General features: G+C 59.5%; 19 protein-coding genes. 11 read left to right on the top strand and 8 right to left on the bottom strand.

The genetic code is table 11. The features are described from left to right. Positions 1-6: 6 nt before the first annotated feature. Both BPSG_RS01435 and BPSG_RS01430 read right to left on the bottom strand, forming a co-directional pair. Positions 7-570, bottom strand: a complete 564-nt coding sequence (locus BPSG_RS01435) for an arsenate reductase/protein-tyrosine-phosphatase family protein (protein WP_026643693.1) — start codon at positions 568-570, stop codon at positions 7-9. 143 nt (positions 571-713) lie between these two features. Then, positions 714-1,805, bottom strand: a complete 1,092-nt coding sequence (locus tag BPSG_RS01430; protein WP_026643692.1) for a polysaccharide pyruvyl transferase family protein — start codon at positions 1,803-1,805, stop codon at positions 714-716. Between the two features lie 189 nt (positions 1,806-1,994). Between BPSG_RS01430 and BPSG_RS01425 the strand changes: the two genes are divergently transcribed. Further along, complete coding sequence (locus tag BPSG_RS01425; protein WP_026643691.1) at positions 1,995-3,404, top strand: Maf family protein; 1,410 nt, start codon at positions 1,995-1,997, stop codon at positions 3,402-3,404. 31 nt (positions 3,405-3,435) lie between these two features. On the opposite strand, the gene BPSG_RS01420 is transcribed toward BPSG_RS01425, so the two are convergent. Next, positions 3,436-5,250, bottom strand: a complete 1,815-nt coding sequence (locus BPSG_RS01420) for an AMP-dependent synthetase/ligase (RefSeq protein ID WP_026643690.1) — start codon at positions 5,248-5,250, stop codon at positions 3,436-3,438. A 260-nt stretch (positions 5,251-5,510) separates the two neighbouring features. On the opposite strand from BPSG_RS01420, the gene BPSG_RS01415 reads away from it, so the two are divergent. After that, positions 5,511-9,068 carry an ABC transporter ATP-binding protein/permease gene (locus tag BPSG_RS01415; protein ID WP_026643689.1) on the top strand — a complete coding sequence of 1,186 codons (3,558 nt, stop codon included), beginning with the start codon at positions 5,511-5,513 and terminating at the stop codon, positions 9,066-9,068. Between the two features lie 72 nt (positions 9,069-9,140). On the opposite strand, the gene pdxT is transcribed toward BPSG_RS01415, so the two are convergent. Together pdxT and pdxS are read right to left on the bottom strand one after the other, a co-directional pair. Further along, positions 9,141-9,791 carry a pyridoxal 5'-phosphate synthase glutaminase subunit PdxT gene (pdxT, locus tag BPSG_RS01410; RefSeq protein WP_026643688.1) on the bottom strand — a complete coding sequence of 217 codons (651 nt, stop codon included), beginning with the start codon at positions 9,789-9,791 and terminating at the stop codon, positions 9,141-9,143. 3 nt (positions 9,792-9,794) lie between these two features. Next, positions 9,795-10,670, bottom strand: a complete 876-nt coding sequence (gene pdxS, locus BPSG_RS01405; protein ID WP_026643687.1) for a pyridoxal 5'-phosphate synthase lyase subunit PdxS — start codon at positions 10,668-10,670, stop codon at positions 9,795-9,797. A 207-nt stretch (positions 10,671-10,877) separates the two neighbouring features. On the opposite strand from pdxS, the gene BPSG_RS08230 reads away from it, so the two are divergent. The 3 genes from BPSG_RS08230 (at position 10,878) to BPSG_RS01390 (ending at position 13,035) form a co-directional block, all read left to right on the top strand. Then, a complete protein-coding gene (locus BPSG_RS08230; protein ID WP_051592013.1) occupies positions 10,878-11,816 on the top strand; it encodes a restriction endonuclease in 939 nt (312 codons plus the stop codon). Positions 11,817-12,081: 265 nt separating this feature from the next. Next, positions 12,082-12,516, top strand: coding sequence for a hypothetical protein (locus tag BPSG_RS01395; RefSeq protein ID WP_026643686.1), 435 nt, complete (start codon positions 12,082-12,084; stop codon positions 12,514-12,516). Positions 12,517-12,618: 102 nt separating this feature from the next. Continuing rightward, the gene (locus BPSG_RS01390; protein ID WP_026643685.1) at positions 12,619-13,035 is read left to right on the top strand and encodes a hypothetical protein; all 417 of its coding nucleotides are present in this window, start codon (positions 12,619-12,621) and stop codon (positions 13,033-13,035) included. 45 nt (positions 13,036-13,080) lie between these two features. Here BPSG_RS01390 and BPSG_RS01385 read toward each other — a convergent pair whose 3' ends face one another. Beyond that, positions 13,081-14,298, bottom strand: a complete 1,218-nt coding sequence (locus BPSG_RS01385) for an acyltransferase family protein (RefSeq protein ID WP_080699237.1) — start codon at positions 14,296-14,298, stop codon at positions 13,081-13,083. A 164-nt stretch (positions 14,299-14,462) separates the two neighbouring features. On the opposite strand from BPSG_RS01385, the gene BPSG_RS01380 reads away from it, so the two are divergent. Continuing rightward, positions 14,463-15,209: an HNH endonuclease family protein gene (locus BPSG_RS01380; RefSeq protein WP_026643684.1), complete on the top strand. Its 747-nt coding sequence runs from the start codon at positions 14,463-14,465 to the stop codon at positions 15,207-15,209. 78 nt (positions 15,210-15,287) lie between these two features. After that, positions 15,288-16,622 (top strand): Nramp family divalent metal transporter, encoded by a 1,335-nt coding sequence (locus BPSG_RS01375; protein WP_051592011.1) that lies wholly within the window; start codon positions 15,288-15,290, stop codon positions 16,620-16,622. A gap of 3 nt (positions 16,623-16,625) precedes the next feature. On the opposite strand, the gene BPSG_RS01370 is transcribed toward BPSG_RS01375, so the two are convergent. Both BPSG_RS01370 and BPSG_RS08790 read right to left on the bottom strand, forming a co-directional pair. Beyond that, positions 16,626-18,242: an MDR family MFS transporter gene (locus BPSG_RS01370; RefSeq protein ID WP_080699236.1), complete on the bottom strand. Its 1,617-nt coding sequence runs from the start codon at positions 18,240-18,242 to the stop codon at positions 16,626-16,628. Beyond that, on the bottom strand, positions 18,239-18,814 hold the full coding sequence (locus BPSG_RS08790; RefSeq protein WP_404802103.1) for a hypothetical protein: 576 nt from the start codon (positions 18,812-18,814) through the stop codon (positions 18,239-18,241). The genes BPSG_RS01370 and BPSG_RS08790 overlap by 4 nt, the downstream gene beginning before the upstream one ends. A gap of 256 nt (positions 18,815-19,070) precedes the next feature. Between BPSG_RS08790 and BPSG_RS01360 the strand changes: the two genes are divergently transcribed. The 4 genes from BPSG_RS01360 to BPSG_RS01345 all read left to right on the top strand — a co-directional run bounded on the left by BPSG_RS01360 (position 19,071) and on the right by BPSG_RS01345 (position 23,687). After that, entirely contained in the window at positions 19,071-20,606 is a 1,536-nt protein-coding gene (locus tag BPSG_RS01360; RefSeq protein ID WP_026643681.1) for a sugar transferase, read from the top strand. Between the two features lie 77 nt (positions 20,607-20,683). Continuing rightward, the gene (locus BPSG_RS01355; protein WP_026643680.1) at positions 20,684-21,928 is read left to right on the top strand and encodes a nucleotide sugar dehydrogenase; all 1,245 of its coding nucleotides are present in this window, start codon (positions 20,684-20,686) and stop codon (positions 21,926-21,928) included. A gap of 110 nt (positions 21,929-22,038) precedes the next feature. Further along, the gene (locus BPSG_RS01350; protein WP_026643679.1) at positions 22,039-22,920 is read left to right on the top strand and encodes a glycosyltransferase family 2 protein; all 882 of its coding nucleotides are present in this window, start codon (positions 22,039-22,041) and stop codon (positions 22,918-22,920) included. A gap of 2 nt (positions 22,921-22,922) precedes the next feature. Beyond that, positions 22,923-23,687 carry a DUF4422 domain-containing protein gene (locus tag BPSG_RS01345; protein ID WP_026643678.1) on the top strand — a complete coding sequence of 255 codons (765 nt, stop codon included), beginning with the start codon at positions 22,923-22,925 and terminating at the stop codon, positions 23,685-23,687.

The raw sequence follows: 23,687 nt of genomic DNA, 5'->3' as shown, positions 1-23,687 counted from the left end.
GAAAAGTCATTCCGCGTGTTCGGCTGTGCTAGGCTCGAGTGCTTGGGCGATGTCCGCGAATGCGTAACCGATCTGGTCATGGGCTTTCTGGAATGCGGAGAACTCCTTGCGGTAGGGATCGTCGATGTCTTCTGCAGCCGGCAGCGCATGCCTCACCATCGAGGCATTGTAGATGACCTCGTGCAAACGGTTCTCCACCGTGCCGCTTTTGAGTAGGTTGTGGTCGCTGAAGTATTGACACAAGTTGGCAAAATCGCTGAGTACAAATGTGCGCGTACGCACACGTGGTGCAAGCGCGATGATTTTATTACGCTGATGTTCGGTGAAGCACAGAATCAGGTCACTGTCCATTGCAAGCTGCGGGGTGAGTCGTTTAGAACGGAACGCGCTTGAATCGATGCCGTCGAGCTCCATGAGTCGGGCGCTCGACGGATCGATGGGGTTGCTGATGAGCCCTTGCGTGCCAGCGCTATCAGTCTCAATGTCAGTATGATGGAAGAATAGTGGGAACATGAGCTCTCCCATGGGGGAGCGGCAGATGTTTCCCGTGCATACGAACAGCACCTTCATGTGTTGGGCCTTTCCCTCGAATCCACCCGACTGCGCTTCATTGTGTGGCCGCTGCAGTGTCCTGGTCCTTGTACTCTCAATATCATAGGGCGCATAGCATACGAAGGTGTTCCTTCAGGGCGTACATAGGCGCAAGCCAAGTCCTAGTCGTGCATGGCCTCTGCAAGCCATGCACCTGACCGTTCCCGACGCGCTGCGAGCAATCGGTCGACATTCTCGTAGTCGATTGTCGGGGCGAGGCCAGCATCGATTATCACCGATTCAAGATCGAATAGTCGGAACAATGTTTCCATCCGTGAGTTCATGCTGGATTTACCGGTCATGTTCGCGCGGTTGAATACGGTGAATTGCTTGTGGAACAGCATGGAGAAACAGCATGCGTGGTATGAGTCGGTGAACACATATTCGGCTTTGGAGAACAATTCCACGAAGTCCTGTGGGCCGGCAAGATAAGTCTGAGGGTCACGCATGTCAAGAATACGGCGGATTCTGCACCCGTGCTTCTTGGCATATTCCTGAATGTTCCTCTCCTGCTCATCGCTCGGGTGGCCGAGGAAGTAGGTGAGCACGTATTTGTCGTCTTTGGGCACAAAGCCCTCTGTGATGGTCTTCCAATCGTTAGCGGTCAGCATGAGCGTTGGGTCGAGCACCACAGTGGCGTCGAGACCAGTCATCTCCTTCACCAGTTCGGCGCCACGGAACTCACGGACTGAGATCGCCTTGAGTTTCGGCAGATACTGTTTGAAGACTGCTTGCGTGTCTTCGTCGATTGAGGAGATTCCGAAACTCGCAGCATAGCTGATGACAGGGCAGCCGGCTGGTGTGAAGGAACCGAGTGCCAATCCAAGATCGCGTTTGGTGATCCAGTTGTAGTTCCAGATCTGGTCGGAACCAAGGACCACCCGGTTGTACGTGGCGCCTTGTTTGGCGGTGAGCCCCCTGTAGTCGGTGAGCGTGAAGCGATCATCGGGAATGTAGCGTTTGGTGAACGCGACGCATTTGCGGGTGCGCTGCAAGTCGAGCAGTTTCTGCCCTCGCACAATATTTGCGCGTAGGCGTTTTGCTGTCTTCTTGGCATTGCGCACGAGCTTGTGCTTGAATGTGGGGAGATTGGACTGGAAACGGGCCGTTGTGGTCTCGCCGTACGCGTCTGAAAGGAGCTGCGTCAGTGCGTAATTCTGCAGTCTATTGCCGTAGTTTGTGTAATCGCTGATAGTGACGATTAAATTGGTCATAGGTCTCCAATCCTGCGAACGTATAGTGACATAATAAAGCAAACGGTATGAAGAGACAGCCGCAGACGTCAATACAAGCGGAATCTTTACTGAATCCATGGTTTGGCCATGGCGATCATGTATGAGTGCGGTGCTATATGCTGGGGTCACTTTACTGCATATGCTGCGGCAGCAGTATGGTGGTGGGTTATGACCATACCGCTGATCCTCGCTTCCAAATCCAAGCCGCGCCGCGACATCCTGTTCCACGCCGGCATCTGCCCCACGATCCGCGTGTCGCATGTGGATGAAGACGCGGTGCTCGCCAAGGCGGCCGACGAACGGGGCATCACCGTGGACGAGCTGTCGATCGACACCAAGGTGATGCTGCTTGCCGAAGCCAAGGCGCTCGCCGTATATGAGGCCTATCTTGCCGTCGCCAAGACCGCGCGCGAAGCGACGGGGGAGCGCGTGACCGGCCGCCCGCTTGCCGCCGTGACTGCGGACGATCCGGCCGCGGCGCTCGCCGACGACGTACGCGCCGAGACGCAGACCCGCGATTTTTCCAGTGTACGAATTCCGCGCACCGAGGAGCCGCTGCAGCAGGCGCTCGCCGCTGAAGGGCGCGGTCTGACCGCTGCCGGGGTGGGGCCGCTCATTTTGGGTTGCGATTCGATGTTTTTGCTCGATGGCAAGGCGTATGGTAAACCGCATACGCCGGAAGTCGCGCGCGAACGCCTGCGCCGGATGAGCGGTGCGGCCGGAGAGCTGTGGACGGGCCATTGCCTGATTGATTTCGCGACCGGCCGCGTGTCGAAGGGCGCAAGCAAAGCGACGCTGCACTTCAGCGAGTTCTCGGACACGATGATCGATCGGTACATCGCCACCGGCGAACCGCTCGAAGTGGCTGGATCGTTCACGCTCGACGGTTTCGGTGGCGCATTCATCGAGGGCATTGAAGGCGACCCTAGCGGCATCATCGGCCTCAGTTTGCCGCTTGCGCGCCAATTGACCGAACAGTTGGGCATCGAGTGGACCGACCTGTGGAACGTGACGCGTGATGAGCGTTTTGAAGTGGCTGCGCCGGACAACGGTGGCAAGCTACCTCCGAAAGAGAATGTGCGCCAGCCTGGCGATGGCTGGGTCGAGTGTGCGTGCCGCCGCAAACATTGGGGCACCAACGGCGCCGCCGGTGTATTGCTTGCCTGCAGGGATGCACAGACCGGGGAGGTGACACACATCGTGATGCAACACCGCGCGGCGTGGAGCGCGGAAGGCGGCACATGGGGGATTCCCGGCGGCGCCATCGCCGACGGTGAGAACACCATCGAGGGCGCGCTGCGCGAATCGTTCGAGGAAGCGAACATCACGCCCGAAGACATCGAAGTGGTCGGCTCGTATTGCGAGGATCATGGCCCGTGGAGCTATACCACGGTGTTCGCGTTCGAGAAGCCGGCTCACAAGGTGAACCCCAAGGCGAACGATGATGAGAGCATGGAGATTGTATGGGTGCCGATCGATGAGGTGCCCGATCGCAAGCTGCTCACCGCGATGCGCACTGACTGGCCAAGTTTCGCGCGGCGTCTGCGCGCATTGGCGGCTGAGCATAAGGGCGAGTGAGCCATTTGGCTTCACTCGCCCAATCAGCGGTTCACCGCCCGTAGATCTCCTTGTCGATTTCCCGAGCAAACACCTCATTCACCTTCGGCCTCACGACCTTCATCGAAGGCGTGAGGCACTTGTTGTCCTGTGTGAACTGCACGGGCAGCACGATGAATTTGCGTACGGACTCGGCGCGGGAGACGTCGGCGTTGGCACGGTCCACATACCGCTGGATCTCGGCGTGCACTTCGGGCAATGCGGCGGCCTCCTCGACCCCCAAGTCCGCGGCGAGCTTCTGCGTCGGCAGCCACTGCGTCAGGCCTTCGGGGTCAAGCGTCACCACGGCCGCCACAAACGGCCGGTTGTCGCCCACAACAACCGCGTGCTCCACAATCGGGCATTTCGCGATCTCCTGCTCCATCGGGATCGGCGCCACGTTCTTGCCGCCCGCCGTGATGATGATGTCCTTGGCGCGCCCGGTGAGTGTGATATGCCCCTCATCGTCGATCGACGCCAGATCGCCGGTGCGCAGCCAGCCGTCTTCGGTGAACACCTCGGCGGTTTTCTCGGGCAGATGGTGGTAGCCCACGAACACGTTCTGCCCGCGCACTTCGAGCTCGCCGCTTGGTGCGATGCGCACCGACGACCCCGGCACGGGTTGCCCCACAGTGCCGATCTTATTGTCAGTCACGCGCGTGAACGTGAACGGTGCCGCCGTTTCGGTCAGGCCGTAGCCCTGGATCATCGTCAATCCGATGCCGTTGAAGAAATGCAGCAGGTCAAGCGTGATCGGCGCGCCGCCCGAAGCGAGGTACTTGATCTTCGGGCCGAACGCGCCGCGGATCGTGCGGTACACGCTCGTCTCATACATGGCGTGTTCGGCTCGCTGTTTCGCAGTCGGGCGTTCCCCCGCCTGCTGCATCGTCGACCATTCGATCGCCGCCTCGGCCGCTTTGGCGAACATGCGGCCTTTCCAGCCGGTGCCGGCTTTGCGCGATGCCGCGTTGTACACTTTCTCGAACACGCGGGGTACGCCGAGCAGGAACGTCGGCTGGAACACCTGCATGTCGCGGGGGAGTGTCTTCGTGTTCGGCAGATACCCGACCACGCCTTCCGCGGAGCCGATTGTGAAGTACTGGATCATGCGCGCAAAGCAGTGGGCGAGCGGCAGGAACAGCAGCAGGCGCGCCTCGCCGGTGATCGCCCCGGGCAAACAGTTCTGGGCCGCGCGCGTGATGCTCGTGAAGTTGCGGTGGGTGAGCTCGGCGCCTTTCGGTGCGCCGGTCGAACCGGAGGTGTAGACGATCGTCGCCAGGTCGTCGGCGTGCACGGAGCCGATCCGCTCGTCGAGCTCCTCGTCGGAGATCATGACGCCGAGCCCCTCAAGGGCGTTGATGGCATGCGCGTCGAGCATGAGGATGCGTTCAAGCGCGTGGCAGGAGTCGAGCACGGAGTCGAGCCGGTCGAAGCGTTCCTGATTGTCTGCGATCGCCAGTTTGACCGCCGAATCATTGAGGATGCGCTGCGCCTGCGCCGCGGAATCGGTGTCGTAGATCGGCACGGACACCGCGCCAATGGCCGCCAGCGCGAAGTCGAGCAGGCCCCATTCGATGCGTGTCGCCGAGAAGATGCTGACCGCGTCTCCCTTGCCGATGCCGAATTGGATGAGGCCCTTGGCGATCGCGCGCACATGGTCGTTGAACTCCACGGCGGTCATCGTGCTCCACGAACCGTCGGCCTCCTTGTTCTGTGCAAGCGGCGCGTTCTCCGCGCTGTTTGCCAAGCGTGTGGTGAGCAGCGAGTAGATGGTGGCGTCGTCGTCCACGGTGAGTGCGGGGCCGGGCGTGGTGAATTCAGTGAGCATGAGCGGGTGTCCTGTCGGTGTATACGGGTGCGTAGCCTACGCCATCGTAACTGTGTGCGCGGGGGAGCGCGTTGTGCAAAGGGACAAGACACTCGAAGAGCGCTTTGTAGTTCCATACAACACAGAGGGCCTTTGTGCCTAATGCTGTGGTTTTCCCCACAGGGGTCTGTTGCTCGCGCAGAATTCCTGCTAGATTAGCCGCTGGATTCATGCTCATTGACGGGTCCAGTATTTGGACTGTAGGGGTGGAAAGAGGCGCAATGGTAGACAAACGGCTGTTCTCGATCATGCCCGGCGTATGCGGGCTTGTGGTGGGCAAGATCATCTGCCTGTGGATTGGACTTGTGGCGGACATCGCGCTCGCCGGCACTGTGACCGTACTCGTCGCCTCGCTCTTCCCGCAGACGAGCGTGCACGGCGCGATGCAGTCCATCGGCATCTCGGGGTCGTCCGGATTCATGCTGATCGCCATTGCGACGCTCGCCATCGCCGCAGTGCGGTTCCTCGCGCACCACTTCGCCACCAGACTCGGCACCGAAGCCGCCGAACGCGTGAAGCTCGGGCTGCGGTCGGAACTCTACCGCAAGATGTTGCGCCTCGGCCCCTCGTATGCGCAACGCGCGCGCACTTCCGACGTGGTGCAGCTCACCGGTGAAGGCGTGGACCAGATCCAGAGTTTCTTCGAGTTGTTCCTGCCGCAGCTCGGTTTTGCGATTCTCGCGCCGCTCACCCTGTTTGCGGCGATCGCCCCGCTCAACATGCCCACTGCTGTGGTGCTGCTTGTCTGTGCGCCGCTCATCATCGTGATCGTGGGCGCCATCGCCATGACCACGGCGAAGACCTTCAAGAAATACTGGGGCAAATACACCGACATGGGTGCGGTGTTCCTCGACAATCTGCAGGGGCTTGAAACGCTCAAGACCTTCGACGCCGACGCGCGCGCCGCCGAACAGATGGACAAGAACGCCGAGGACTTCCGTGTGATGACAATGCGCGTGCTGCAGATCCAGCTGCGTTCGCTCACCGCGATGGACGTGGTGGCGTACGGCGGTGCTGCAGCCGGCATCGGCACCGCACTCTGGCAGTTCGTGCACGAAGGGCACACCGCATTCGCCTCGTCGGCGCCGTTCCTGCATGTGTTCAACGGGCCGACGCTCGGCGTGGCGGGCGTGCTGTTCGTGATCCTCGTCTCCGTGGATTTCTTCCTGCCGCTGCGCCAGCTCGGCTCATATTTCCATGTGGCGATGAACGGCATGACCTCCACCAAACGCATCTTCGCGCTGCTGGATGAGCCGGATCGCGCCTATGGCGATCGCCAACTGCCGCAGGGCGCGCTCGATGTGACAACGTGCGATCTGGGCTTCGCGTATGCTGAATCCGCGCGTCCGGCGCTGCATGATGTCACACTGACGATGCCGGTGCGCTCGCTCACCGCGGTCGTCGGTGAGTCGGGCTCCGGCAAATCCACCCTCGCCGCGCTCATCGCCGGCGAGCTCGAAGGGTACGATGGCGCACTGCGCATCGGGCAGGTGGAACTGCGCGAACTGAGCGAACGTGCGCTGACCGGCGCGGTTTCGATCGTCGGCGCGCGCAGTCACCTCTTCGCCGGTACGTTGCGCGACAATCTGCTGATGGCGCGTCCTGGTGCCTCCGACGCTGAACTGCGCGATGCGCTCGCGCGCGCCCATGTGCTCGACATGGTGGACACGCATCCGCAGGGGCTCGACATGCGCATCGAGCAGGATGCGGCGAATCTTTCGGGTGGTCAGCGCCAGCGCATTGCCGTGGCGCGCGCGTTGCTGCATGATGCACCGATCATGATTTTTGACGAGGCCACGAGCAGCGTGGACGCTGAAAGCGAGCGGCTCATCATGCGCACAGTGCATGAGCTGGCCGAGCGCAAAACCGTCATCCTCGTGACGCACCGGCTCGCCGATGCCGTGGACGCCGATGTGATCGCCGTGTTCGACCATGGCGCGTGTGCGGCAACCGGCACGCATGCCGAACTCATGGCCCAAGGCGGCCAATACGCTACGATGTTCCGCGCGCAGGCGTCGGTGGAGCAGGTGGGGCAGCGTGCGCGCAACTGCGGCATTGCGTATGCGGCGGCACCTGCATCAAACACTGTGGAACACAATGTGAAACAACCAGAGAGTGCGCACACACAGTGCACGCCGATGACGACCTTCCAGCTCGTGCACCGGCTGCTGGGGCAGGTGGGCGATCTGCGGCCGCTCATGGTGCTGGCGTGCTGCTTCGGCACACTCGGGCATCTTGCCGCGACCTTCCTGCCGGTGTTCGGTGTCATGGCGTTGTGCGCGGCGGCTGAGCGGCCCGTCTGGGGCCTGTCCGTGGGCTGGGCCGTGGCGCTCATGGTGGTGTGCGCGCTGATCCGCGGCGCCATGCGGTATTGCGAACAGTACATGAACCACAATCTGGCGTTCCGTTTGCTCGCGTTGTTCCGCGGGCAGATGTTCGCAGCACTGCGCCGACTTGCCCCGGCCAAGCTTACCGGCAAAGGCAAGGGCGACCTCATCTCCATGGTCACCACAGACGTGGAATTGCTTGAGATCTTCTTCGCGCACACCATCTCGCCGACCGTGATCGCGCTGGCCACTACAGTCGTGTACGCCCTCGCCCTGCTGTTCCTGAGCCCGTGGTTCGCGGTGCTGCTTGTGGTGGCGCATCTGCTCCTTGGTGTGGCCGTACCGGCGTGGTTCGCGCGGGCGTTGCACGGGGTCGGCGCGCGCATCCGCAAACAGAGCGCGAATCTTGACGATGACGTGCTCGACGACATGCGCGGCCTTGAACAGATCATCCGATTTGGGCAGGGCCGTGTGCGGCTTGCGCGCATCGACCGGCAGTCGCGTGCGCTGTGGGGCCAGCGTGTGGAGCTGAGCGCGCGCAATGGCGTGTTCGGTGGATTCGACCATGTGATCATTGTGCTGGTCACGGTGTGTGCGGCGTTGCTCGCCGTGTTCGCGAGCCGCGGCGATATGGCGATGGTCGCACGCAATGTGACGGCGATGGTGCTCGTCGTCAGTTCATTCGGACCCACGCTCGCGCTGAGCGCACTGCCGGCGAGCCTGACGCAGACATTCGCGTCGGCGCGGCGTCTGTTCGCATTGGTGGATGAGGAGCCGGCGGTCGAGGAACTCGGCACGCTCGAACCGGAATATCACGGCATGCGCATGGAGCAGGTCACGTTCGCGTACGGCGCGCGCACGCCTGTGCTGCGCGACGTGACGCTCGATGTGCCGGTCTCTGGCATCCTCGGATTGCAGGGGCCGTCGGGCCGCGGCAAGTCGACGCTGCTCAAGCTGCTCATGCGGTACTGGGATCCGCAGCAGGGCGCGGTGGCGCTGTCCGGCGACGTGCTGCCGGGCGTGGACGCGCACACGCGCCGCCGGTTGCAGACGATGATGAGCCAGGAAACGTACCTGTTCGACGGCACGATTGCGAGCAATCTGCGCATCGCCAACGAGCAGGCGAGTGACGATGAACTGCGTGAGGCGCTGCGCAAGGCGTCGATTTTGCCGCTCGTCGAAAGCCTGCCGCAGGGCATGGAGACGCCGGTGGGCGAGCTCGGCGGACGGCTCTCGGAAGGCGAGCGGCAGCGCATCGGCTTGGCACGCATGTTCCTGCGGCATGCGGACCTGTATCTGTTCGATGAGCCGACGAGCCGCTTGGACGCGCTCAACGAGGCGTACATCCTGCAGTCGATCAATGAGCTTGTATCGGAGCGCGATGCCGCCGTCGTGCTCGTCTCACACCGCGCCTCCACAATGAAAATCGCCGACGAGGTGCTGCATATGTAGTCATGTAGCATAAAGGGTGGGGGTTGCACGCAGCTGCGTGCAACCCCCACCCTTTATGCCTGCGTGCGCTGTCTACAGACTGAGGAAATATTCGTGGATGCGCGGGTCGTCGGTGATTTCTGGATGGAACGCCGTGGCGATGATATTGCCCTGTTGCAGGGCGACAGCGTTGCCACGGGTCGAGGCCATCACACGCGCGTTTGGACCGACCTTGGCCACGAACGGGCCGCGGATGAACACAAGCGGGAAATCGGCGATTTCGCCGCTCGGTTCGCCCTGCGCGTCGAATGTCCGTACGGTCTCTTCCGCGGCAAACGATCCGAGCTGGCGGCCGTACGCATTGCGGCGCACGGTGGCGTCGAGCACGCCGAAATACACATTGGCGTCGTTCTCGAGCCTGCGGGCGAGCAGGATCATGCCAGCGCATGTGCCGAAGACCGGCTTACCGGCGGCGATATGCGCGGCGATCGGTTCGAACAGGCCGGTGGAGCGTAGCAGTTTGCCCTGTGTGGTGCTTTCCCCACCGGGCAGAATCACGCGGCCGATCGACTCGTCGAAATCCTCGGCCGCGCGCAACAGGCGCCATGGGGCGCCGAGCTGGTCGAGCATCGCGGCGTGCTCGGCGAATGCGCCCTGCACGGCGAGGATGCCAGTGACTGAGCCCGGAGTGTGACCGAGGTCGTCGGAACGCTCTTTCGAGATATATGCAACGTCAACAACCATGGGTCACTCGCCGCGCTGGGCCATGATGATGTCGATCTCTTCCTCATTGATGCCCACCATCGCCTCGCCGAGGTCCGCGGACAGGCGTGCGAGCAGATCGGCGTCCTGCCAGTTGGCGGTCGCCTGCACGATCGCGGCGGCGCGCTTGGCCGGGTCGCCGGACTTGAAGATGCCCGAGCCGACGAACACGCCTTCGGCACCGAGTTCCATCATGAGTGCGGCATCGGCGGGCGTGGCAACGCCGCCGGCGGCGAAGTTGACGACCGGCAGACGGCCGTTGTCATGCACATACTTCGCGAGCTCGTACGGCACGGCGAGCTGCTTGGCCGCTTCGTACACCTCGTCGTCGCGCAGGGAGACGAGCTCGCGGATCTGGCGGTTCATGGTGCGCATGTGGCGCACGGCCTGGATCACGTCGCCAGTGCCCGGCTCGCCCTTCGTACGGATCATCGACGCGCCCTCTTGGATGCGGCGCAGTGCTTCGCCGAGGTTCTTCGCGCCGCAGACAAACGGCACATCGAACTGGGTTTTGTCGATGTGATAGACGTCATCGGCAGGGGAGAGCACTTCGGACTCGTCGATGTAATCGATCTCGATCGCCTGCAGGATGCGCGCTTCGGCGATGTGGCCGATGCGCACCTTCGCCATGACCGGGATGGAAACGGCCTCCTGGATGCCGCGGATCATGGCGGGGTCGCTCATGCGGCTCACGCCGCCGGCCGCGCGGATGTCTGCGGGGATACGCTCGAGCGCCATGACGGCGCAAGCGCCCGCGTCTTCCGCGATGCGCGCCTGCTCGGGCGTGGTGACGTCCATGATGACACCGCCCTTGAGCATCTGGGCGAGGTTCTTGTTGAGTTCGTTGCGTGTAGTCTCCATGAGCTTTTCTCTCTGGTTCCTTCTGTGCGCCTATGTGGACTTGCATGCCGCGCGTGGTGCGTGGCACTGTTTCGAGAGATACCACAATGGTGCTGCACTCCATGTTTCATGTTCTGATATTGAACGGGGAGTTGAGGGCGCACTATTCAGGAGACTGGTAATAGTATCTAAGTGAAGTGAAGAAACAATGTGAGAGAAGGTGCGTCAGTGTTGGAGTGGTTCTCGAATTTGGACAGTGTATGGAAATACTGCATTGCAGGGGTCGGCATTATTGCCGTGTTGGCCTTGGCGATATGGGCGGTGGATTCCATCCGTCAAATGGTGTTTCGCTCGAAGTTCCATAAGCGATATGGTGTGAGTCTTCCGCATAGCGTGCGTATCAAGCGGTACTACCATGAAGACGACCCAATAGGCACGTTGGTGCTGCGTTTCCCATACTGGTCCGCTGCCAAACGAGACGGCACCCGTGACCAACGTACAAAGGATACGACCATTTGCTACCAGAAATCCTTGATTGACATTGGATCATGGGGGCTGAGTGGTAAGAATCCGTTGGTGATGTATCAAATTGCGCTTGACTTACGCGCGCAAGGCCATACCGTCGGATATTGTCCGGAAGAGAAAATCAAGCGCCAGAGCGTAATGGAGCAGGTCAAGGCGCAACGCTCCGCCACCAGCGTCGCTAACATTGTGGCTCAATTCAGGAGCCAGCCCACGGATTTCGAGCCGTTTTGCGCTGATGTGTTCCGGAATCTCGGCTGGAGTGCGGAAGTGACCCCTCCAGTGCGAGATGGCGGGTTTGACCTTAAACTCTATGATTCCCAAGGCGTGAGCTTTATCGCGGAATGCAAATGCTACGAGCCCACGCATCGTGTAGGGCGCCCGATCATCCAGAAATTGCAGGGCGCCAACACTACAGTGGGAGCGCAGGGCATGATGGTGATCACGACCAGCGGATTCTCGCGTGACGCCGTGACGTATGCGAATCAAGCGGGCGTGCAGCTGATTGACGGTGATATGCTCGTTCGTTTATGCGCGCAGGCATTTGGGGAATCTGATGCGCAGCCGGTACCGGCGTCAGCTTTTGTGTTGACGCGTAATGACATCATGCAGCATATACCAGCAGACATGTGGAACATGCTTTAACAACTGATGTTGTTTTGAACCCCGGGGTGTATTCCGCAGTCTGGCATTGAGGCCGCCGCACAAATCGATTTTTGGGGTTGAAATTCGATTTGTGCGGATGAGGAGTGAGGGGAGCAGGAGGTAGGTAGCACAGTAACAGGGGGAGAGAAGTGCTGTTGGGGCAGCGTGGGAATCCACATTTCCACAATAGTGCTGAGGTGAATTGCGCGCTCGGAGTGGTGAGGATACGGTGAGTGGATTCAAACCGCAGTAAGGAGCGAGCGCAATGGATGAATTCTATGAGGAATGGGACGCAATCCCGGTGGATATACACGAGAGTCGCCGCAACTCATATCCGCTGCTGCAGTCGCATCTGTGGCAGACCGCCTCGCAGATGATGCGCCGTTGTGCACACGCCAACATTCCGTGCATGTACTGCGGGTCGACAGCGCTGCGCCTGCTCGGTGTGGAGACGCCGGGAGATCTTTCGGGCCCGGGCAATGTGTGGGACACTGCGCCACCGCACGCCACCAAACAGCCTAAAGACGCATTGCATGTAGTTGTACGCACAGCTGGCGAACGTCATGAATTGCCGGACGTTCGCATGCGCGTGTGGAAGGGCTTGGCGGTCGATTCCATGCAGCAGTTCGCGACCGGCGTGCAGTGCCTGAGGCCGGCGGCCGCGTGGGCGTCGGTGGCGATGGACGCGACGATGCTGTAGCTCATTCAGATTGCGGAATCCATGGAGCGGTACGGACTGTGCCCGCTTACCGATTTACGTGCATTTACAAGCGCACACCGTTTCCACGGAAAACGCCGGTGTTTGCGCGCATTGACGATTGCGCGGCCGGGGAACGCCTCGGTCAAAGAGACTGAATTGCGTGTGCGACTGGAGTTGCGCGGACTGCCGGCGTTCGAGATTAATTATGTGGTGCCCGGGTCAGCGTATGACTCGCGTACAGAACACACCGTGGATCTCGCCATCGCAAAATACCGATTGGGATTGGAATATCAGGGTGGTCAGCATCGTTTGGATTATCGGCAGTATCGGCGTGATCACGAAAAGCTGGGCGCACTGGCGGCGCTGGGGTGGAGTGTATTCGAAGTGACGCAGGCTGATTTGAATTCCGAGGAGGCGCTGGACCGGCTCGCCATGCGCGTCGCCTGTGTAATCGCGCAGCAGACGGGCAAGAATCCGCGGATTGCGCGCCCTCCCTATGCACGCATAGGGAGGGCGTAATGAGGCTTGCGTTGGGCTGGTTTTGAGTCGGGGCAAAGAGAGGTCCTACTCTGCATCATCGTGAGCTTTGGTTTCGGAGGGTATACGAGAATCTACCATCAACTTGGGCAGCGACTGAACCCACGACCACTGGGCTGCTTTATTCCACAGGGCTTCGAACCAACGTCCTGGATGTCGGTCCAGAGTGAGTGCGAAGAGTCCACGGCGGGCGAAATCGCATAGCGTGCAAGCGGCATATACTCCAAGCATGATGACGATGATGCGCAGCAGTGCGAAGGGCTTGCCATATATGTCTTTGAAATCGAACAAAGTAGACCATAGCAGGTCGCGCATGGGGAGGTACTCAGAAATCAGATAGACTGCAAATGCCGACTTGGCAATGAAATTGATGTATTTGCTGTAGAAGTGCAAACGGTCGAATAGTAAGAAGATTGGGATACCGACCATAAGCGATGGCAGTGCAATGAAATCACGGAATGGGGTGTATGTCACCAGCTTTGTGGGGGTGTTATCTGCAAACATAAGCACAATAACTGCATCCTTCAAAACTGTAATCAACACACCTATGAGAAGGCCGCTCGCCATCAGTATCCAAAGCTGTTTGACATTGAATTGTTTGAGATACAGTTTGTAGCACGACAAGAGGATGAAAAGATACATGAACCCTGCCACGTTGTTGATGTAGACACCGAATATGGTGGGGTATGGCACTAGGCTCAACGGGCCGAAGACCAGCAGAAGCATCAAAGCCAATTGTGTGTGGCGCTTGGGACCCATTGCAAGTAGTGCATATTGTAAGAAGGGCAGTATGGCGAGGAATGAGGCGTAGGCCGAAGCGTACCACCATAGGCTGGTGATTACGGGGAATACGCTGTTGAGCATCATTGTCGGCGACAACAAGGATTTCTTTGCGAGGGTGAATGTTATGAGCAGCGTGAGGCTCCAGAACAGAAGTTCGCGCTCCATAAGCCATATGCGCCGGAAGTTGTGTTTGATGGACTGCTCTGAACTGATAAGGAACCAAGTGGAGATAGAGAAGAATATGGTAACACCGATTTTTCCTGCGCCAAGGAAGAGGAATGAGAAGATCTCTCTCACCGGTGTCATGGGAAGATCTGCGAGAGAGGTTCCGTTATGCAAGACAAAATGATGCGAAAGTATCATTAGCATGGCGATGATACGTAATAATTCGATACTTGAATTGCGCGGTGTACGAATCAATTTATGTCGTGCTTTTGTTGCATCAATGCCTTGTGTGTTCATAAGTTGTTCTTCCCCAATAATGACTAAACTCTTTTAATCTTACCAAACTATGTCGACCGGTATTGCTGAAGACGACATGTCGGTGCCGGCTGAAAATCATACGAAACGATTTGTATGCGCCACGCAGCTTGATTTTCCACACGATTCGCGCGACAGTAGAGCGCATGACTCGTAGACGTTCCAAGCATTTCGGCCGCAACTACTTCAACAGTTCCAGTGTGGCTGAGCGCGTGTTGATTCTGCTCGTGATCGCCATAGTGATTGGTGTGACGATTGGTGTGGTCCTGCCGCGCATCAGTCCGAAATTCGCGGAAATCACTGGGCAGTACCACGCCACGGGCACGGCAGCGGAGACGTTGCAGAAACTGCCGGTGGACGACGACGTCTCCACGAACGGCTACGAGCGTGAACTCTTCGGCTACCGCGAAACAGACGACGACGGCAATGGCTGCGACGTGCGCGAAGACGTGCTCGCCCGCGACCTGACCGACGTGAAATACACCAAGCTCGGCGGGTGCAAAGTCAAGTCCGGCGTGCTCGCGGATCCGTATACAGGCAAGACGATCCACTTCCAGCGCGGGCAGACCACCAGTTCGGCCGTGCAGATCGACCATGTGGTGGCGCTGCAGAACGCGTGGCAGTCCGGCGCGCGCGACTGGAGCCAGCAGAAGCGGTTCCGCTTCGGCAACGATCTCTACAATCTGCTCGCGGTGGACGGCCCGGCGAACCAGGAGAAAGGCGCGGCGTCGGCGGCGTACTGGCTGCCGACGAACGGCGAATACCGGTGCGATTACGTGGCGCGGCAGATCGGTGTGAAAGACAAGTACGGGCTGAGCGTGACGACGCAGGAGAAACGCGCGATGCTCAGCGTGCTGCACTCCTGCCCGGGGCAGGCGATTCCCAATGATTGAGCGGCGCGCGAAACCACGATAATTCGACACAATGGAATCCGAAGATAGGCTGCGGTAGTCGAGGAGTCGTGATGCATAATGAGCCAAGGTAAGCAACAGAGCGCACCGGAAGCGCCGGCGGACATCGACGCGCTCGCATTGCAAGCCGAGGCGAACCAAGACATTGCGATCGAGCGCAAAGCGAACGGCAAGCCGGAGAAACCGGCGCACGCGCTCGCCAGCATGCTTGGGCCGGCGTTTGTGGCGGCGGTGGCCTACGTGGACCCGGGCAACGTGGCGGCGAACCTCACCTCCGGCGCGAAATACGGCTACCTGTTGGTGTGGGTGCTCGTCGTGGCCAACTGCATGAGCGTGCTAATCCAATATCAGGCGGCGAAACTCGGCATCGTCACCGGCAAAAGCCTGCCGCAGATCCTCGGGCAGCGCATGGGCACGGCCGGGCGTTTCCTGTTCCTCATGCAGGCCGAGGTCATCGCCATCGCCACCGACCTCGCCGAAGTCATCGGCGGCGCCATCGCACTGAATCTGCTGTTTGGTGTGCCCCTGCTCGTGGGCGGGTGCATCATCGGCGCCGTCTCCACGGTGCTGCTGCTGTTCCAGGGCGGTGAGACGCACAAGATCTTCGAACGGCTTGTCATCGGCCTGCTGCTCGTGATCACCTTTGGGTTCATCGCCGGCCTGTTCATCGACCCGCCCAATCCGCTTGCCGTGGCGGAGGGATTGATCCCGCGGTTCACCGACGGGTCGTCGGTGCTGATGGCCACGTCGATGCTGGGCGCGACCGTGATGCCGCACGTGATCTATCTGCATTCCACACTCGTGAACGACCATTTCGGCGCAGGCACAGACAGGCCGAGCGTACGCGAGATGATGCACGGCAGCCGCATCGACGTCGTGTGGGCGCTCGCGATCGCCGGCACGGTGAACATCGCACTGCTCGTGCTCGCGGCGAATTCGCTCTACGGTATGACGGGCACCGACACGATCGAGGGCGCGCAACACGCGATCGCGCAGGTGCTGGGGCCTGTCGTCGGCACCATTTTCTCCATTGGTCTGCTCGCGTCGTCGCTCTCATCCACATCCGTCGGCACCTACGCTGGCTCGGAGATCATGAAGGGACTGCTGCGCGTGGACGTGCCCATGTGGGCATGCCGTGTGGCCACGCTCGTGCCGGCGCTTGTGGTGCTTGCACTCGCCAACAATCCGACCGAGGCGCTGATTGTTGGGCAGGTGGTGCTGTCGATCGGCATTCCGTTCGCGATCATTCCGCTGATGCGCTACACGCACGACCGCACGTTGATGGGTCAATACGCGGATGGGCGTATCAAGCACATCGTCTGTTTGGCGGTCGTGGCGCTGATCATCGCGCTCAACGCCGTGCTCATTATGCTCACGCTCATGGGCAAGGCGTAAGTATTACTGTGCGGATGCGGCCTTTGCATGACGCAGTGCACGGCGTACGGCACTGCGTGCCGAGCCGGCGTCTTCGCCCTTGACGCCGAAGACGACCATCAGAATCATGATGAAGTTGATGATCGCGCTGATACGCAGCGCCCATTCAATGCCGATGACGCTTGCTTCTATATCCGGGCGTCCGGCGCCCATCTGGGCTGCGGCGATCGAATACATGATGAGGATCATGACAGGGGACCCGATCGCACCAGCGATCTGCCGTACCGTGTTGGTGACGGCTGAACCGGCCGATACTTCGGCAGGCTTAAGGCAGTTGAGTGACCACGTGGTGACCGGCATCATGACGAAGCCCATGCCGATCTGCCGGATGAACTGGCAGATCGAGATGTACCAGATCCAGGTGCCCATGCCGATCATGCTCATCATCGTTGTACCAAGGCACAGCAGGATGGTGCCGACCATGGCGACAGGGCGTGCCCCGAACCTGTCGAGCGCGCGGCCGCCAAAGAACTGGGCGATGGCCTGGGCGATTGCGCCGGGGAGCATGACAAGACCGCTTATGGTGGCTGTGTAGCCGCGGCAGTTCTGGATGTAGAGCGGGATGAGTACGACGAGCGAGCTGAACGCGAAGAAGCTCAACGATGCGATGATGGTGCCGACGGAGAAATGCGCATTACGCAACACCGAGAGGTCGAGCAATGCGGGGCGGCTTGTCTTGCCGGTCTTGAAGCGTCGCTCATTGCGGAACTGACGCAGTACGAACCATACGATGCCGGCGAGGCCGATGATCATCGGGAGCCATACAACAGGCGCCGCCAGCGGGTATGCCTGGATGTTCGTGAAGCCGAACATCAGCCCACCGAAGCCGATGATGGACAGCCCGACTGAGAAGAAGTCCGCGTGCGCAGCTTTGTCTGACTCACCGAAGTTATGCAATCCGAACACAGCGAGCAGGATCGAGATGCAGCCGATGACAGTGAGCGTCAGGAAGATGGCCCTCCAGCCGTTCATATCCGTCTGCAGTCCGCCGAGCGTTGGGCCAATCGCCGGCGCGACGGCCATCGCCATGCCGACGATGCCCATTGCCATGCCACGCCTGTCAAGCGGGAAAATCGAGAATACGGTGATCTGCAGAACCGGCCACATGACGCCCGTGCCGACTGCCTCAAGGAAGCGGCCAAACAGCGCGAGCGGGAACGTGGGGCTGAGCCATGCGAGCACCGAGCCGACCGTGAACACGACCATCGAGGCGATGACGATCTGGCGCGTTGAGAACCGTCGCGTCAGGTATGCGGTGAGCGGCACCATCACGCCCATCGTCAGCTGGAAGATCGACGTCATCCATTGGCCGAGCGTCACGGAAATGCCGAAGTCGTCGACGAGCGACGGCAGGGCGGCGCTGAGCTGCAGCTGCGTGAAGTTGCCGACGAAGGTGATGAACGTGAGGATGGCGAGCGAGATGAACGCCGGACGTGTCAGATGGTCGTTGCGGTACGACATCTCGCCGGTGAGCACGGTGGACAGGCCGGCTATGCGGCCTTCGTGCTCGACCGTCTCGGGGCTGTGGTGCACATCACGCGTGTAGGGGCGCCCTGGCTGTGGTGGCTTCGGAAGACTCATTCTGTTGGCTGTTCTGCCGCTTCCTCGGCGTTGACCACAGGCGTTTCTCCGGTCGGCGTATCATCCGCCTGCCGTGCGCTCTGGTCTTCCGGGCTGTATTCCACCACGTTGAGCACGGCGATGCCGTCCGCGGTGCGGACGAACACATTGGCGCGGCCGCCGATTTCCTCAATGCCCTCGAGCAGATGCGAAATCGGTTCAGAATCGAGTACGGGAAGCACCTGTGCCACGCCTTTGGCATCGATCACGCGCAGTGTTTCGTCAAGTTCGCCGGTCGCGAGGATGTCGTCGATGCGCTTTTCGAACTGACGCAGTTCCTCGTCGGCAATCGCCCCGTCATCGCTTTCTGCTTCGGTTGCAGTGAACTCGCCGGTGATCACGTCATCAGTGGAAGGATCGGGCATCACGGCGTTGTCAGGCGTGACGGCAGCGGTCAGCGGGTCTGTGTTGAGTGCGCGGGGTTCCGTGAGTTCATCGGTCTTCAACGCATCATGCTCGGCATCCCGAGCGGCTTGCCCTGGGCCGTATTCCACGGCATTGAACGAACCGGTGTTGCCTTGTGCCTGTTCCATCACGAATCTCCTTTGGAAAGTGCCTCGTCGTACATACGATGGTCATGAACCTATACTTCGCCCAATTCATATTGTAAACGGAGCACATCGTGCTTCACCTACTGAGAAACCATGGCGAACATGCAAGCATGTACCATGATGTGCAGTTTGCGGCAGGGGGCAAGGTAGTATTGGCTTGTTATGCGCAAAGCGGGTACCGCCACGTGCGGTGAGGGAACAGGCCTGAGCGCTGTGTGAGCAGGCGAGAAGGAGAACCATGACAGAGGAAAAGAGCGATGCGCAGCTCGCACAGAAGGTGGAGCGTCAATCCGCCAAAGTGCTGCATTGGCGCCTTGTGCTGAATCTTGCCCTCATGGCGTTCGACGCAGTGGTGTATTTCTGCGTGGGCCTTGTGGTGATGTACTTCAGCAAAGAGATGGATTTGTTCACCACACGCCTTCAACTCAACCTCCCCATCAGTGTGTATTTGTATGTGGCGGTGTGTGCGATCATCTGGGTCTTCTGCGCCCATTCCTCCGGCGTCTATCACAGGCATGTGTTCGCCGATGGCTATCAACTCAATATCCTGCTACTTAAAGCAACGGTGTTCAGTTGGGTGGGCGTATGTGCACTCAATTTCATCATGCAGACGAATGTCTCGTTCTACTCGGTATGCATGACGTCATTGTGTGTGTGGTTGGCCGAGATGATCGTGCGCTTTGTGGCGCGCCGCTTCCTCACCTACCGCCATCGCAAGGGCGATTACGCCTACCCTACGGTCATTGTGGGTTCACCTGAAGGCATTGGGCAGATTCTCAAATTCCTGCAACAGCGCAAGCAGCTCAACTACAAACCGGTGCGGGTATGCCCAATCCGTGTGAACCGTGAAACCGGTTTGATTGAGGCGGACCCGGACATCGATGTGCTCAATACGATGGTGCGCGAATCTTGGGGCGAGCCGATCGAGATGATCGAATACGGCGACCATCTGGCCGGCCGCATTGCACAGACCGGCGCGCAAACTGTGATGGTGACGGATGTGCTCGACCGCTTCTCCGACAACCTGAGCACATTCGCCGTGCAGATGGAATCGCTCAATCTGGAGATCGCATTGATCACCTCCGCGCTCGACATCGCCGAGCATGCCACACAGATGCGCAACATCCAGGGCATGAGCATCATGACGATCAGCCTGCCACAGTACTCGCCGGTGGCCAAGGTCAAGAAGCGCATCTTCGACATCGTCGTCTCGTCGCTCGCCATCGTGCTCTCGTCGTGGATCATGCTCATCGTGGCAATCGCCATCAAGATCGAAGACGGTGGTCCGGTGTTCTACAAGCAGGAACGCATTGGCCTGCGCGGTAAGCCATTCTATATCCACAAATTCCGCTCGATGCGCGTGGATGCGGACCAACACCTGAAAGAAGTGCTTGTCGCGAACGGGCAGGAGATGGGTGCACGGTACAAACTCAAGCATGATCCTCGCATCACGAAGGTCGGCAATTTCATTCGCAAGACAAGCCTTGACGAGCTGCCGCAGTTCTTCGACGTGTTCATGGGCAGCATGAGCGTGGTTGGGCCGCGTCCGCAGCGTGACTTCGAGGTACAGGAGTACGACCCGGTCTACGCTACGCGCCTGCTCGTCAAACCAGGCATCACCGGCCCGTGGCAGGTGTCTGGGCGCAACGACCTTGACGAAGAGGAAAGCCGTCAGCTCGACGTGAGCTACGTGCAGGATTGGAGCGTGATGGGAGACGTCGTGTACATCATGCGCACCATCGGCACGGTGCTGCACCCGAGCGGGGCATACTGATGCAATAGCTACTGTGTCAGCTCCCAACAATATCTTTGGAACTCAGAGCAGTATTCGTTAGAAATCGAGGAATATATATGAAGATCGCAGTTGCCGGCACCGGCTATGTGGGATTGTCCGTGGCGTTGCTGCTTGCGCAGCATAACGAAGTGCACGCGTTGGACATCGTGCCTGAGAAGGTGGAGAAGCTCAACCATTGCGAAAGCCCGATTGTGGATGTGGAGATCACACGTTTCCTCGACGGCAAGCGTGATGGCACGATGCATCTGGACTTCCAAGCCACCACTGATCCGGCCGTTGCCTACACTGGTGCGGATTATGCGGTTGTGGCCACGCCTACCAACTATGACGAGCGCAAGAACTACTTTGACACCTCAAGCGTTGAAGCCGCCATCAAGGCCATCCGCGAATATGATCCGGACTGCTGGATCGTGATCAAATCGACGATTCCGGTTGGGTATACCGCACAGTTACGCGAAAAGACCGGCGACGAGAAGATCATTTTCTCTCCGGAATTCCTGCGCGAAGGCCACGCGCTGTACGACAACCTGCACCCTTCGCGTATCGTCGTCGGCGCACCGATGGACGATGCCGCAGCTGTGGAAGCTGCCCGTACCTTTGCGAACCTGCTGGCGCAGGGGGCCGCACCTGAAGAACACGACCGCAAGAACGCCGATGGCACGACTGGCATTCCCGAGTTGATCTGCGGCACCACCGAAGCCGAGGCAATCAAGCTGTTCGCCAACACCTTCCTGGCTTTGCGTGTGGCATATTTCAATGAACTCGATACATATGCCGATTCCCGTGGCCTGAATACCGCTGAGATCATCCGCGGTGTATGCCTCGACCCCCGTATTGGCAGCCACTACAACAACCCCTCATTCGGCTATGGTGGGTATTGCCTGCCAAAAGATTCCAAGCAGTTGCTGGCGAATTACGCCGATGTGCCACAGAACCTCATTGAGGCGATTGTGGCGTCGAATGCCACGCGCAAGGACTTCATCGCCGATGAGATCCTCAACGCAATCAGTGGTGAAGCGCATCCAGTCGTCGGCATCTACCGTCTGACGATGAAGTCCGGCTCCGACAACTTCCGCCAATCGAGCATCCAAGGCATCATGAAGCGCATCAAGGCCAAGGGTATTCCGGTCGTGGTGTATGAACCGACGCTTGACGATGCCGAGTTCTTCGGCAGCGAAGTGACCCATGACCTTGATGAGTTCAAGCAGCGTGCCTCCATCATCGTCGCGAACCGTTGGAACGACGAGCTTGCTGATGCCTCAGATAAGGTGTTCACTCGGGACTTGTTCCGCCGCGATTGATGTTCGCCTGTAGCGGGCGTGCCCGCTCGTGTTGAGCAAAGACCATCTAGTTGGATAGACTGGAGGGATTGCATAGCGACGCGTGAGGTTGAACTTTGTTTGTCAATAACATCTCGGTGATCATTCCAACGCTCAACGCGGGCACCATGATCGATGATCTGCTGTCCGCGTTGAAGCGGCAGACCATCACACCTGCGGAAATCATTGTGGTGGATTCCTCTTCAGACGATGACACACAGGCGATTGTGCGCACTAAACACCCTGAGGTGCGCCTGCTAGTGATCGACCGCAAGGATTTCAACCATGGTGGCACGAGGGACTACGTGCTCCGCAAAAGCTCGGGGGAGTTCGTGTGCTTCCTCACACAAGATGCGTTGCCGAAGAACAATGAGTTTTTGGCACGGATCGTCAAACCGTTCAGTGATGAGCATGTGGCACTTGTGTACGGGCGGCAGTTGCCGCGCGCGGACACCCGGCCCGCTGAGCGCATTGTGCGCGAGTACTCATACCGTCCCCAGTCGCATAGGGTCACCAAAGCCGATGTGAAACGCTTGGGCATCAACGCCTTCCGTGCCTCCGACGTGTGCGCGGCGTACCGCCGCAGCGCATACTTGGAGGTCGGGGGATTCGAGAACCCGGTGCTCACCAACGAAGACATGTTCATCGCCGCGCGTTTCCTCCGCGCAGGCTGGACCATCGTGTACGAAGCCGATGCGCAGGTGGTCCACTCGCACAACTTCACGTTCAAGCAGCAGTTCAACCGCAACTACATCCAAGGCGTGGAAATCACCAAGCACGCGGATATTCTCGGCAACGCCGAGTTAGCTGGTGAAGGATTCTCGATGCTCACCTACACGATGAAGGAATTACTTAAAGAGGGGGAGATCATGGAAGCCGCGCGATTCTTCGTCGATTGCATCTTCCGCTACACCGGCAACCGCAAAGGCGTGCTGGACGCCAAGCGCGCCGCACGGAAAAGCGCAAGGCGGTGACAATGCCAGACCAAGCGAATACACGCGTCTACATTGTGGCGCACAAAGACTTCGACGCGCCTGCCGAACCCGGGTATGTGCCGATTCTGGCCGGCGCCGTGCACAACCATGCGAGCATTGCGGTGCGCGATGACACCGGCGAGAACATCTCCGCGAAAAACCCGCAATTCTGCGAACTGACGGCACAATACTGGGTGTGGCGCAACGCCTGTGTGGACTGCGCGAATGTGGGATTTGTGCATTACCGGCGCTTTTTCTACACCGATGCGCGCAAAAGCCGCATTGTGCCGGCCTCGCAGTTCGCTCATGACCTGACCGAAGTGGATGTGGTGCTTCCTGAACCGTGGATCCTCACCAAGACCATCCGTGCGCAGTTCGCCCAATTCCACAACATCGACGACTTGCATACCGTACGCGCGATCCTGCAGGAAAAGCACCCAGAGTATGTGCAGGCGTTCGACGAACTGCTCGATGGGCACGCGCTGTACAGCTACAACATGTTTGTAATGGACACGAGCCGGTTCTCGGCGTACATGGAGTGGCTGTTCGACATTCTGGACGAGGCGGAGCGGCGCATCGACACCACAGGGTATGACGCGTACAACCAGCGGCTCTTCGGATTCCTCGCGGAACGTCTGCTCAATGTGTGGGTGCGCACGCGCAAACTGCGCGTCAAAACCTATCCGGTATACAAACCCGATGATGTGTGGTGGAAAGAGGCGCTGCGCGCACAGACCAAGAAGCTGCTATATGGACGCCACCGCTAA

Origin of the sequence: Bifidobacterium pseudolongum subsp. globosum (genome assembly GCF_000741295.1) — a bacterium.
GTDB lineage: Bacteria > Actinomycetota > Actinomycetes > Actinomycetales > Bifidobacteriaceae > Bifidobacterium > Bifidobacterium globosum.
Note: the sequence above shows the minus strand (reverse complement) of the source record. Positions and strands in the feature narration are given on the sequence as shown.

Coding starts and splice junctions, on each gene's coding strand:
- BPSG_RS01435 (WP_026643693.1), bottom strand. CDS start 570: ATGAAGGTGCTGTTCGTATGCACGGGAAACATCTGCCGCTCCCCCATG.
- BPSG_RS01430 (WP_026643692.1), bottom strand. CDS start 1,805: ATGACCAATTTAATCGTCACTATCAGCGATTACACAAACTACGGCAAT.
- BPSG_RS01425 (WP_026643691.1), top strand. CDS start 1,995: ATGACCATACCGCTGATCCTCGCTTCCAAATCCAAGCCGCGCCGCGAC.
- BPSG_RS01420 (WP_026643690.1), bottom strand. CDS start 5,250: ATGCTCACTGAATTCACCACGCCCGGCCCCGCACTCACCGTGGACGAC.
- BPSG_RS01415 (WP_026643689.1), top strand. CDS start 5,511: ATGGTAGACAAACGGCTGTTCTCGATCATGCCCGGCGTATGCGGGCTT.
- pdxT (WP_026643688.1), bottom strand. CDS start 9,791: ATGGTTGTTGACGTTGCATATATCTCGAAAGAGCGTTCCGACGACCTC.
- pdxS (WP_026643687.1), bottom strand. CDS start 10,670: ATGGAGACTACACGCAACGAACTCAACAAGAACCTCGCCCAGATGCTC.
- BPSG_RS01395 (WP_026643686.1), top strand. CDS start 12,082: ATGGATGAATTCTATGAGGAATGGGACGCAATCCCGGTGGATATACAC.
- BPSG_RS01385 (WP_080699237.1), bottom strand. CDS start 14,298: ATGAACACACAAGGCATTGATGCAACAAAAGCACGACATAAATTGATT.
- BPSG_RS01380 (WP_026643684.1), top strand. CDS start 14,463: ATGACTCGTAGACGTTCCAAGCATTTCGGCCGCAACTACTTCAACAGT.
- BPSG_RS01375 (WP_051592011.1), top strand. CDS start 15,288: ATGAGCCAAGGTAAGCAACAGAGCGCACCGGAAGCGCCGGCGGACATC.
- BPSG_RS01370 (WP_080699236.1), bottom strand. CDS start 18,242: ATGAGTCTTCCGAAGCCACCACAGCCAGGGCGCCCCTACACGCGTGAT.
- BPSG_RS08790 (WP_404802103.1), bottom strand. CDS start 18,814: ATGGAACAGGCACAAGGCAACACCGGTTCGTTCAATGCCGTGGAATAC.
- BPSG_RS01360 (WP_026643681.1), top strand. CDS start 19,071: ATGACAGAGGAAAAGAGCGATGCGCAGCTCGCACAGAAGGTGGAGCGT.
- BPSG_RS01355 (WP_026643680.1), top strand. CDS start 20,684: ATGAAGATCGCAGTTGCCGGCACCGGCTATGTGGGATTGTCCGTGGCG.
- BPSG_RS01345 (WP_026643678.1), top strand. CDS start 22,923: ATGCCAGACCAAGCGAATACACGCGTCTACATTGTGGCGCACAAAGAC.